The sequence below is a fragment of the Sinorhizobium glycinis genome, from assembly GCF_001651865.1.
In the GTDB taxonomy this organism is placed as follows: Bacteria; Pseudomonadota; Alphaproteobacteria; order Rhizobiales; family Rhizobiaceae; genus Sinorhizobium; species Sinorhizobium glycinis.
In genome coordinates this window covers 1-10,564 of the sequence record NZ_LPUX01000037.1, presented here as the reverse complement: position 1 = coordinate 10,564, position 10,564 = coordinate 1, and the positions used below count along the sequence as shown (strand labels likewise).

7 protein-coding genes and 5 pseudogenes are annotated in these 10,564 nt (G+C 58.3%); 3 read left to right on the top strand and 9 right to left on the bottom strand.

From position 1 onward, the window contains the following. Window positions 1–79: 79 nt before the first annotated feature. Window positions 80–226: a hypothetical protein gene (locus AU381_RS30170; RefSeq protein WP_014858052.1), complete on the bottom strand. Its 147-nt coding sequence runs from the start codon at window positions 224–226 to the stop codon at window positions 80–82. A gap of 787 nt (window positions 227–1,013) precedes the next feature. On the opposite strand from AU381_RS30170, the gene AU381_RS00645 reads away from it, so the two are divergent. Continuing rightward, a complete protein-coding gene (locus tag AU381_RS00645) occupies window positions 1,014–1,757 on the top strand; it encodes a sulfite exporter TauE/SafE family protein (RefSeq protein WP_014858053.1) in 744 nt (247 codons plus the stop codon). A 204-nt stretch (window positions 1,758–1,961) separates the two neighbouring features. Here the strand turns inward: AU381_RS00645 and AU381_RS30995 are convergent, their stop codons facing one another. Continuing rightward, window positions 1,962–2,093, bottom strand: a complete 132-nt coding sequence (locus AU381_RS30995; RefSeq protein WP_269845049.1) for a hypothetical protein — start codon at window positions 2,091–2,093, stop codon at window positions 1,962–1,964. A 1,247-nt stretch (window positions 2,094–3,340) separates the two neighbouring features. Here AU381_RS30995 and AU381_RS00635 point away from each other — a divergent pair. Continuing rightward, window positions 3,341–4,552, top strand: a complete 1,212-nt coding sequence (locus AU381_RS00635) for a Gfo/Idh/MocA family protein (protein ID WP_014858057.1) — start codon at window positions 3,341–3,343, stop codon at window positions 4,550–4,552. Window positions 4,553–4,788: 236 nt separating this feature from the next. Here the strand turns inward: AU381_RS00635 and AU381_RS27905 are convergent. The 7 genes and pseudogenes from AU381_RS27905 to AU381_RS27895 form a co-directional block, all read right to left on the bottom strand. After that, window positions 4,789–5,058: pseudogene (locus AU381_RS27905) on the bottom strand (transposase); the annotation flags it as partial. A gap of 54 nt (window positions 5,059–5,112) precedes the next feature. Then, window positions 5,113–5,887, bottom strand: a pseudogene (tnpC, locus tag AU381_RS00625) (IS66 family transposase); the annotation flags it as partial. 33 nt (window positions 5,888–5,920) lie between these two features. Then, a complete protein-coding gene (locus AU381_RS00620) occupies window positions 5,921–7,018 on the bottom strand; it encodes an IS1595 family transposase (RefSeq protein WP_014328441.1) in 1,098 nt (365 codons plus the stop codon). Between the two features lie 118 nt (window positions 7,019–7,136). Further along, window positions 7,137–7,976: pseudogene (locus AU381_RS00615) on the bottom strand (transposase); the annotation flags it as partial. A gap of 52 nt (window positions 7,977–8,028) precedes the next feature. Beyond that, window positions 8,029–8,382, bottom strand: coding sequence for an IS66 family insertion sequence element accessory protein TnpB (gene tnpB / locus AU381_RS00610; protein ID WP_015633495.1), 354 nt, complete (start codon window positions 8,380–8,382; stop codon window positions 8,029–8,031). Then, window positions 8,363–8,812, bottom strand: coding sequence for an IS66-like element accessory protein TnpA (tnpA, locus tag AU381_RS27900; RefSeq protein ID WP_014858061.1), 450 nt, complete (start codon window positions 8,810–8,812; stop codon window positions 8,363–8,365). The genes tnpB and tnpA overlap by 20 nt, the downstream gene beginning before the upstream one ends. An 81-nt stretch (window positions 8,813–8,893) precedes the next feature. Next, a pseudogene (locus AU381_RS27895) lies at window positions 8,894–9,550 on the bottom strand (transposase); the annotation flags it as partial. Window positions 9,551–9,661: 111 nt separating this feature from the next. Between AU381_RS27895 and AU381_RS00590 the strand changes: the two are divergent. Beyond that, window positions 9,662–10,297: pseudogene (locus tag AU381_RS00590) on the top strand (transposase); the annotation flags it as partial. Window positions 10,298–10,564: the final 267 nt, after the last annotated feature.

Here is a 10,564-nt window from a genome sequence, read left to right as displayed (position 1 = left end):
GCGCATGCGCCACACTCGCATACGCACTCGCCAAAGGGAATCCCATACGGACTCTTATGTTAGGCGGATACCACTAGCTTCAGCGCCGACGGCTGCGGAGAAATCCGGTATAGTCGATCGTCACCATGGTAGGTGCGCCTCGCAGTACTTTTGCAAGAGTGGAGGTCAGCGGCGCGACACTTTTGATTAAACGCGTTGCCGCGCCTGTCTTTTCGCCGTCAGCCATTATGGTCTCCTGCTCAAGCCACTCAGCAGGCCCCGCTGCCGTTCGACGAGGATCTCAAAATCCATACCAGTTGGGTCGAGAACATTGCCGGTCAGATTAGCCGGTACTTTTCAATTCATTAGTCGAGACCGAAACATCAAGGGACATAAAAAATAATCTCTGTCGCGGATTCGACAAACGGGACAGAGTTGTACGCAATCGATTTACATTTCAATTGCCAAAGGCCGACGGCATATTCCCGCAGAGGTTGAGGTACCTGCGTGAGCTTGCTGCCGGGGACATGCCTTGGCGAAGGTGGAGAATGGTCTGTTCAGAAGTAGCTCAGTTGAATATCCAACAAACGCCAGTGGCCTTGCTGTTTCGCGGAGAAGGAGGCTAGGCGGAGCCGTTAGTCCCGGCGCCCGCCGGGTTGCACCCCGCCGTTGCATTTCTGCCACTGAGGAGCAGACAGTCGGGTTGAGGTCCTTCCGTGGTCAAGTTGTGGACCAGACAGCAGAACGCTGAGACGGTGAGCAGATGAATGCGGCGTCGGCAGCCCACAAGAGGAGACGCATCCGAGCGTTGAGAGGGGATGGATGGTTGCCGGCCAAGCGGTAACACGCAATAGCAAGCGACGGTGGGGAAGAATTCCGACATGGTCCATTTATTGCAATTGATAGCATTGTGAAAGCAGCCTTGGCCATTCTGTAACTTGAACTAATCGTCGGATCCCCGCTTTCCGCGACTACAAAATTGCCGCACCTTCACGCGCTGGCATGCTCGGATTCTCATAGAGGCTAAAACAGCAATGGACACGGAAGCAGTCGGGCTCGCAATAGCTTTTTTCTTCATTGCACTGGCGTATGCAGCAGTCGGACAAGCTGGCGCATCAGGCTACATTGCCGCCATGGCGCTTTCTGGCTATTCGCCGTTGGCCATTAAGCCGACAGCTCTTGCTTTGAACCTGATGGTCTCAGCGATCGGCACGGCCCAATTCCTGAAGGTGGGGCAGGTGTCCTGGCGTAACGTGTATCCTTTCGCAATTCTGGGCTTTCCGGCTTCGGCTCTCGGTGGCTCAGTGCACCTTCCCGAGAGAATCTATCACCCGGTTCTCGGGCTGATCCTGGTAGTTTCCGCCATTCAAATGGCGCGATCCGCGCTTCGCAAGAGCGCCTTGGTCATAACCATTCCGAAAACGCCGCCACTTCACGCTGCATTGATCACGGGAGCTGTTATCGGTTTCGTCTCGGGCACGACCGGGAGCGGAGGCGGCGTATTCCTCGCACCAGTGATCCTTTCCAAGAATTGGGGAACAGCACATCAGACTGCTGCAACCACGGCCGTTTATAATTTAATGAACTCAACCGCTGCCTTGATTGGAGCGTGCGCTTCCTGGAATGCACTTCCAAACTTTCTCTCGTGGTGGTTGATTGCGGTAGCGGCAGGTGGATCGATAGGCGCTTTAATCGGGAGCCGATATCTTTCCGCTTCCTCGCTTCGCGTCATTCTTTCCGTGCTTCTGATGGTATCAGGCCTCAAGCTGCTTTGGTGATGGAGTGCCCATTTGCTTGCACGGAAAACCTTTGCCCAGCATCACGCAGGAGCACGCGCGAAGGCGCACCATTCTCATCCGCGGCTAAGACCGAGAGGGCCAATTGTCGCTGAATGTAATCTCCGATGACCGAACTCCTCACCAGCACGGTACCTGGAACGTGGCTGCAACGCTTGTGGCGCGCTTCCGCCGGAGGTCGAGAATTCAGCACATCATGACGCCGACAGCCACTCTGTCGTGTACGATGCCCGATATGACAAGCGTCCCGAAAACCACCTTGCCGCCGTCGTCAAGCTGGTCGGCACGAATCTGAATGGCGCGATCTCTAAAGAACATCGCAAATTCGAGAGCGGTCGCCGCTCATAAGATAAGGCTCGGCGTCACGGGTCATCGGACAGCTCTCTGCCATACGGCAGGCTGTCGGCGCCATATCCAAAGTGCGGATAATCGTGATGCAAAATATTTATTTTACTGGCCTTAGCAATGCTGCAAAAACGACCACGCTTGATTTGCATCGATATTAGAACAGTTCCAGAGTGCTGGCGTTGAAACCGCTTTGCGGCTCAAAGAAAGGATTACCCGTGGAAAGCATCATCGGTTCGGCATGTACAAGAATCCGATTGTCCATAAGGTGGTGGACAGGTTTGGGCAGATGTAGCCGTCCTGTACGTTACACTTGACCTAATCATTGCGTGAATGAGTTTTGCCGGCAGTTGGGGCAACCAGGGCCCCCGTTTATGCGGCGCCCATCTAGAAGGCTGCGGGGAGCAGTCGCGCTTTCTGCCCGGCAGGGCTCGGCATGTGACTATTTCGGAGTTTCTACATTGCCTTCAAATATGAGCTTAACGGCGGATCTCATTGCAGATTTGCTCAGCGCGGCAAACGAGGTCGACAAACTCAACCCCTATGAAGTAAGCGGCCTCCTAGACCGCTCGATTGACACCATCCGCGATGTGCGCGAACAGACTGGTGTCGCAAGTTCATATATGCAGGGCGTTGTGGTTTGTCTTCGAATATCCTCAGAGCGCGTTGGCCACCTCTCTGAGGAGGATGTCAGGCGGTCCCTCGTCACTGCCGCGGAAGTCCTGAGTGCATTGGTGTCAAACCGTGTCGATTGAGCTGTTCGCGCCGCCGGAGTCCGGATCACTCCAGCTATCATCGATCCCGCAAACCGATGCGGCGAATTCGGCTGCAATCTCGACAGGTTTTGCCGAAGATCGCTTCAGTCGACGCTGCTTATTGGAACCGGCGTATCCGATTCGCGACGATGTCGAATACACGACATAGGCGTGTCGAGAGGCAGCTTCTTGTTTGGAAACGATTTCTCGTTGGCATGATACATGCAGGCTAACCCGCAAATGCCCGAGTTGATGACTTGTGAGGAGGATGCAGGACTAACCCGCAAGAGTGCAGTTCGGGGTGCGTCAGCCTTCCCCGGGCAACGAGGATCCGAACAGCAAGGGGGCGGCAAATAGGAAAGCAACGGCCGCGAGGGCATTTAACAGTGGGTGCTGTGCGAGGATCAGTCCCTTGCAATGGCTAGCCGCCGATAACGTTGTAGAAAAATAGACAAGGAGTGCTCAATGGTCTTCACTGGAAAATGTGATCTGCGGAGTCCGCTGCTCGGACGACGCCTGCGCTTAGGATTCATCGGCGGCGGAAAGGGGGGGCTTGTTGGACGATGGCATTTCGCTGGGGCCCGGCTGTCGAACCACTGGGAAATTGTTGCGGGAGCTCTTTCTTCGGACCCGGAAAACGCGCACGCTTCGGCTGCAGAGTGGATGATAGCGCCGGACCGGTCGTACAGCGACTGGAACGCTATGGCAACAGCAGAAGCCGCAAGGGACGATGGTATAGAGGCAGTCTCGATCGTGACGCCAAACTGGACACACCATCGGATCGCGACGGCATTTCTGAAGGCCGGCATTGATGTAATACTAGACAAGCCCATGACCACAACAGTTTCCGACGCCCGAGAACTCGTGGAGTTACAAAGAGCGACGGATCGCCTGGTCATCATGACTTACCCGTATGCACATCACGCGATGGTTCGCCAAGCTAAGCACATGATCCGAAATGGGGCCGTCGGCACGGTCCGGCAGGCCCATGTGGAGTATGTTCAGGAGTGGGCGACAGCGCCCTTCCCGTCCGACGCGAAGGGGGCAATGTGGCGGCAAGATCCCGAGAAGGTGGGCCGCGCGTCGGCCACCGGAGATATCGGCACGCACGCTTATCATCTCCTGCACACAATGACCGGACAGGACATTGCCAGGCTCAGGGCTGAGTTTCACACCTGTGGCGCTGTGAAGGCGATGGAAGACACCGCCTACGTCACTTTCCGTCTCGAGAATGGTGCACCTGGGATCCTTTGGGTAACGCAAGCTGCTCCTGGCCAATATTGCGGTCTTCGAATTCGCGTGTGGGGCGACAGAGGCGGGCTTGAGTGGGATCAGGAAAAACCTGAAGTGCTGCGCTATGTGCCTTTAGGGGAGCAGGAGCAGATTTTTGTGCGAGGCCACGGTAGTGGAATAGTACCCGAAGCAGAACGCCTGATACATCTACCGCGGGGACATGGCGAAGCTTTAGTGGATGCATGGGCAAATCTCTATGCCGAGGCTGGCGTGGCGGTAGCCGCACGCCGCGCAGGGTATGCTCTCCCGAAAGATAGCGTTGAGCTTTCCGGGGCTGAGGACGGGCTCAAAGGTATGTTGTTCATCGATGCTTGTGCCGACAGCCACGAATCTGGCGGATCTTGGGTTTCGATAAGCGGTGAATCCATTCCCAACTTTTGCTGAGCTGAGCGGCCAAAGTTCGGGCGCCCGCTGTTTGGCTGAAGCGTCTTTGAGCGCTGCGAGGCTTTCGCCCGATCCACGATGTTTTCGGCTCCGATTGTCCGGAAGGCGCGCCAGATAAGGGCACTATGTCTCCATAGACCTCTTCGCTGTTTCGCCGGGGAAACGGGATCGGGCGAGCGGATCCTGCTCCTGCGCCGGTGATTGGCAACCTCGGCTGTGTTTAGAGTGGGATGATTTTAGATCCGTTCATATCCGCTCTTTGAATAGTTCTGGCATTCTTTAGGTGAAACGGTTTGGAGGATGGTTGCGAGCGCGTCATGGATGGCGTTGCGGCTTCTGGCCTGCGCCTCGCGTAGCCGGTGCTTGATCTTGGCGAAGAGCTTTTCGATCGGATTGAGATCGGGGGAGTATTGCGGCAGGAAGAACAGCCGCGCGCCGGCCTTGCGGATGGCGGTGCGGATCGCCCCGGCCTTGGGCGAGCCGAGAGTAAGCGCGATTTTCCCCGCACATTGACGCCGGCCATTTCGACGGATCGTCTTGGCGTTGGGAACGGCATCTGGTCAGGCGGTGGCAGTCTGTGCGAAGTTGAAGGGTAGCAGGTCGTCGATATCGGCGTCGACAGCGCGTTGGGGCAGTTCGGTTAGGGCGTGGCGCAACCACGTTAACGGTTCGACGCCGCAGGCGCGGCAGGTCAGCATGAGGCTGTAGATGACGGCGCTGGCCTTGGCTCCATCGGTGGTATCGCTAAACAGCCAACTCTTTCTGCCGGTCGCAAAAACTCTGATGTCGCGCTCCAGGAGGTTGTTGTCGATCGGCATCCTGCCATCGTCCGTGTAGCGCGTCAGATAATCCCACTGGTTCAGAGTGTAGGACACGGCATCGCCCAGCTTGGTGTCCGGCAAGACCTTCGGCGCGATTTCATCGAGCCATACCTTGAGAGCGGTGAGGACGGGTATGCTGTGTTGCTGTCGGAATCGGCGAACGCTGTCGGCCTTCGTCTCGCCGGTATCAGGCTTCTTGCTTCTTGTCTCGCGCTTGCCTTTCAATCCGATAGAGTTGTTCGAAGAACCGGAGAGCCTGCTCGGGTGGACCGCCACCTTTCTTTCTGGCCTTGAGGGCATCGACGAAGCGCCGCCTCGAATGGGCCATGCATCCGATATGGATCGCGCCATTCAGCGTGCGCCAGGCGGTGTAGCCATCGCTCATCAAGGTGCCGCGGTAATCGCCGAGGAAGGTCTGGGGGTGAACCTGGCCGCGGCCCGGCTGATAATCGAGAAGCACGATCGGCTCGTCACTGTCGTCGCCGCTCCGATAGGCCCACATATAGGGGTCAGAACAAGAACTGTTCCCCCAGACACGCGGCCTTTATCAACCAAAGACAGCGACTGCTGATTTGACGATGATCCCACCATCCGGACTTCTGCGCATTTGACGGCCGGTAGCAGCGCGAAAGACTTGCAGCAATTGCAGCGCCGGCGGCACCCGTGACCACAGGGTTTTCATGCGTTCCCTGCCATTTCGGCTTTTCCGCACTGCCTGGCCCGTAACAATGCGCTGTGACCAGCGGAAGCCGATCTCGTGGAAATACAAGTCGGCATGCTGCGGGCTGATATGATGAAAGACGCCGGCAATTGTGCGGCGGACGCGGGAATTGAAACCTTCGACCGAATTGACATGGACGGCGTCGCGAACGTATTCGCGGCTGGAATGCTTCACGGTGTCATGCCTGGCATAGTTCTCGCCAAGGGCTATGAACGCTGTCGCCTCATCGCTCATCAAGCAGGCATGGGGTTCGATCTGCGTTTCGACGGCGCGCGCCGCTGCACGTAGCGAAAGACCAGTCACCACCGCAGCCCGCGCGTCACCGGCCGGAGTGCCGGGTGTGACGTCATCTGGTCGCTGCACCATCACCATGACCGGTGTCTTCTGGGTATTCGGCAGACCTTTTCGGCCTCGTCCAGGCGGCGGATCGTCCGGATTTATTCTCGGTCGCCCACCAAGATGAAAATGGTCGATCTCCACCGTGCCATCGAGCATGTGCTCGCGCGCCGCCATGAGACGCAGCGCGTGTCCCATCCGCCAGGCCGTGGGTTGGCTCACCCCCAGAGCCTCGGCCAAGCGCACCGAGGACAAACCTTTATCCGACTGCAGCATCAGCCACATGCCCTTCAGCCAGACACGCAAAGGAAGCTTTGTGGAATGCAGAGGCGTGTGGGTCGTCACCGTGAACTGGAACCGGCAATCGCCGCTGGAGCATTGATAGAGACCCGGACGCGCACGCCGCTTGCCGGTATCGCGCCCGGCTATCGCGATCGAACGTTTGTAACCACAGGCAGGGCAAACTCTCCCAGCCGGCCACACCATGCTTTCCAGCAACCTCCGACACTGCTCCTCATCGCGAAAGGCCACGATCATATCTTCCGCGGTCCGAATGTTGGTAAGCGCTGCAAGCATCGTTTCCGACATTCTCATCTCCCTCGGATCATGCCCGAAGAATCGCATGGTAACCCTTGGATAGCAAGCCTATTGCTGTCTTTGGTTGATAAAGGCCGCGTGTGACTAGGAACAGTTCTTGTTCTGACCCCATATACGATGTGCTGGTGGCCTCTTTGTCCTTTTCTTTCAGGACCTGAACGGTCGTCTCGTCGCCATGGATGAGGGGTTGCAACCTGAGCCTCAGTTTCAGCGCGTGATAGATGCGATGCAGATGCTTCTCGCTCGAACCGATCACCCAGTGACCGAGAGCACCACGGCTGACAGGAACACCGGCCCGTTCGAAGGTCTGCGCCACTCGGTAGAGCGGTGTGCCGTCGACGTATTTGTGAACGAGTGCGAAGGCCAGCGTCGAGGCCGTGGCAATGCTGCCCGGCAGGGGCTGCGTTGGCATCGGTGCGATCACGACAGGCGTGTTGATCCCGGTGCGGTCGCAAAGGCGGCAAGCATACTTGAACCGCACATTCTGCAAGACCTTTGCCTTGACCTCGATATGAAGCTGCTCGGTAACGGCCTCACCCATGCGATGCATCTGGTGACGGCAGCAAGGACAAGCCTTCTGATCGTCGGCAAGGTCATACTCGACGCGCTCGCGCGGCAGGTTCTGCGGAAGTGGTCTGCGGCCACGCTTCTGACCCGTGATGCTTTCGACAGGTGGCAGACCTGTGTCCGGAATGTCGATGAGCTCGCTCTCGTGGCTGTCCGCTCCATCCTCGTCCGCACCCTCTTCGGCTTCGTTGAAGATGCGATCAACGTGCTTTTCGCTGCGCGGCGCAAAGCGATGGAGCCGCGCAAGCGCCAGCTCTTCTTCCAACTTGACGACCCGCTGCGAGAGCGCTTCCTTCTCGGTTTTAAGCGCGGCGATTTCGGCAGCATTTGCCGCCAACTGCGCCATCAGCTCTGCAACATCAGGTTCGCCGGTTCGAGTCATCGTAGTTTTGAATCTGAACCGCCACCCCGCGTCAACCGCAGAGTTCGCCGCCTCAGCCCGCGACCTGGTATTGCCGCACCGGGTGGCGGACCATCGCATCGATATCGATGCCGTCGAGTATCCAATGCAGCTGCTCGGTTGAAAGCGTGACCACCGGCACCTCACGGCGGGGCCATCGGAACTTGTCCTCTGTCAACCGCTTCAGGATCAGCACAAAGCCCGATCGGTCGAAGAACAAGAGCTTCATCCGGTCACGACGGCGATTGCAGAAGGCAAAAACCGCTGGAGCAAACGGATCGAGCGCCATCGTCTCCTGGACCAGAACCGCAAGGCGGTTGATGCCAGCCCGAAAGTCGATCGGTTCGCGATGCAGGTAGACCTTGATATCAGCGCTCAGTCTGAACATGACCCAACGCTCCGATGATTGCCGTCAATGCATCCACGTCACCGCATTCCAGCGTTAGCTTCACGCCGTTCGGCAGTGACGCGCTCACCTTCGCTGGAGAGGACAGCGGGCCGATCCTCTCTGCCTTCGGCGGCAGCTCTTCACCATCCGTGGCAGGCATCTCCAACGCGAACTCGCTGCTCGCCGCGGTGATCTGAACCGGAAGAAACGCCGATGTCGAAGACGGCGGGAATGGAGGGGCCTGGGTGTGTTTCCTTATCCATTTCCAAACGAGGTTCGCGTTGACCCCGTGTTCGAGCGCAAGTTTCGATACTGATGCGCCAGGTTCAAGGCAGGCCGCAATAAGACGGTCTTTCGATGCCCGATCGAACCGGCGTCGTCCATTCCGACCAACGAGCCGCACGACAAGTTTTTGACCTTCTTCCATCATTTGGTGTCCACCTCTTTTAGGTGGACACCTCATGCCAAAGCTCACTCAATCACAGAAGGTGCGGGGAAATTCGCGCTTACAGCCGAGATTGTCCATCACGAGGATGTCGCCGGGCTTCAGCTCCGGCGCCAGCATTTTTCGACATAGACAAGGTGCGTTGATCGGCCCGTCGATGACCCATGGCGCGCTGACGCGATCGACACGCAGGGTGGCAATGAACGTCATGGGGTTCCACTGCGCGGCGCCCAGCCTCGCAGCGGTGCCATGTTCGTCTTCGTCCAGGTCTCGTCGATGAAGACGAGGCGGGCCGGATCGATGCGATGGCGATGCTTCAGCCAGCGGCTGCGTCGGGCGGCGACATCGGGGCGGTCGCGCTCGCTGGCGACCAACGTCTTTTTTTATAACTCAGCCCTTCCTCATGCACGAAGATCCAGACGGAGCGGTAGTCGACCTGCAGGCCCCGCTCCGCCAATTCCGCGACCAGCCCGCGCCAGGTGAACGCCTGCGCACGGCAGCGCTCGATCAGCCAGACCCGATGCTCACCGGCGATCGCCCGCGGCTTGTGCCCGCCCATCTGGCCGGGGGCGGCGCTGCCCGTCTCACGCCAGCGCCGTACCCAATCGATCGCCGTGCTGATGCCGATCCCGAAGCGCTTTGCCGCCGCCCGGCAGGACAGCGCATCGCGCGTAACTGCACCACAACACGGTCCCTAAGGTCATCCGAAAAAGGTTTCGCCATCCTGGCCGGCCTGAATGGTGAATCTGATTTGCTCACAAAGGATCCTATGGGGAGTGGATAGCAACCTGCACCATGACAGAGTGGATTCGCTAAAATCTCTGGAGGCCAATCATGCATCTTTCGACTGCCGATAGACCCGAGGCACCTGCCGCTATCCGCATGGATATTGGCGCGATCTTCGTCTCGTTGGAACTGAGTAGATCGACCTGGCTGGTCACGTCGCTTTCACCTGGCAGCGAGAAGATGTCGCGCCACACCGTCGCCGGCGGCGATAGCCCCGGACTACTCGCCTGTCGCGCCGATCTGCGCCAGAAGGCGCAGGCGCGCATAGGCAGGTTTTATCCCTTGGTGGTGATCCAGGAAGCGGGGCTGGACGGATTCTGGATCGACCGGGTGCTGAACCGGGAAGACTGGATCGAAAGTCACATTGTCGATGCCGCCTCGGTTGCGGTGGCCCGCCGCCACCGACGCGCCAAGACCGATCGGCTCGATGGCGAGGTACTGGTCCGCGCCCTGATGGCCTGGAAGCGGGGAGAACCGCGTGTTTGTTCGATGGTCAGGGTGCCGACGCCGGAGGACGAGGATCGTCGCCGGATTGGCCGGGAGCGCAAGGCGCTGGTCGCCGAACGGGTTGTCCATGTCAACCGCATCAAAGGCCTCCTCGTCAGCCAGGGCATCCGGGACTACGAGCCGTTGCGCCGTGATCGGCGTGATCGCCTGGACGAACTTCGCACCGGCGATGGCCGTGCTACCTGCATGAAGGCCCAGATCGGAGCGGCGACCGGATGTGAGGTTGATCCGGCTCGGTGATCGGGCCGGGATACGTGATCGGGCTCAGACTTGGATACCGAACGGCAAAGGCGGAACATTCACTTGACCACAAAATCCCCACGTAAGGGAATCCCAATGCCGATTCCGCCTAAATCATCCCGCTCTAAGAGCCTGACCGAAAAAGAGTTGAGTGAAATCAGCCAGTTGTGATTCTGTTTGTTTGCTTAGGACGAACGGAGACCA

What these genes read in the sequence shown, in the direction of transcription:
- AU381_RS30170 (WP_014858052.1), bottom strand. Translation starts at nt 226, where the DNA reads ATGGCTGACGGCGAAAAGACAGGCGCGGCAACGCGTTTAATCAAAAGT.
- AU381_RS00645 (WP_014858053.1), top strand. Translation starts at nt 1,014, where the DNA reads ATGGACACGGAAGCAGTCGGGCTCGCAATAGCTTTTTTCTTCATTGCA.
- AU381_RS30995 (WP_269845049.1), bottom strand. Translation starts at nt 2,093, where the DNA reads ATGTTCTTTAGAGATCGCGCCATTCAGATTCGTGCCGACCAGCTTGAC.
- AU381_RS00635 (WP_014858057.1), top strand. Translation starts at nt 3,341, where the DNA reads ATGGTCTTCACTGGAAAATGTGATCTGCGGAGTCCGCTGCTCGGACGA.
- AU381_RS00620 (WP_014328441.1), bottom strand. Translation starts at nt 7,018, where the DNA reads ATGTCGGAAACGATGCTTGCAGCGCTTACCAACATTCGGACCGCGGAA.
- tnpB (WP_015633495.1), bottom strand. Translation starts at nt 8,382, where the DNA reads ATGTTCAGACTGAGCGCTGATATCAAGGTCTACCTGCATCGCGAACCG.
- tnpA (WP_014858061.1), bottom strand. Translation starts at nt 8,812, where the DNA reads ATGATGGAAGAAGGTCAAAAACTTGTCGTGCGGCTCGTTGGTCGGAAT.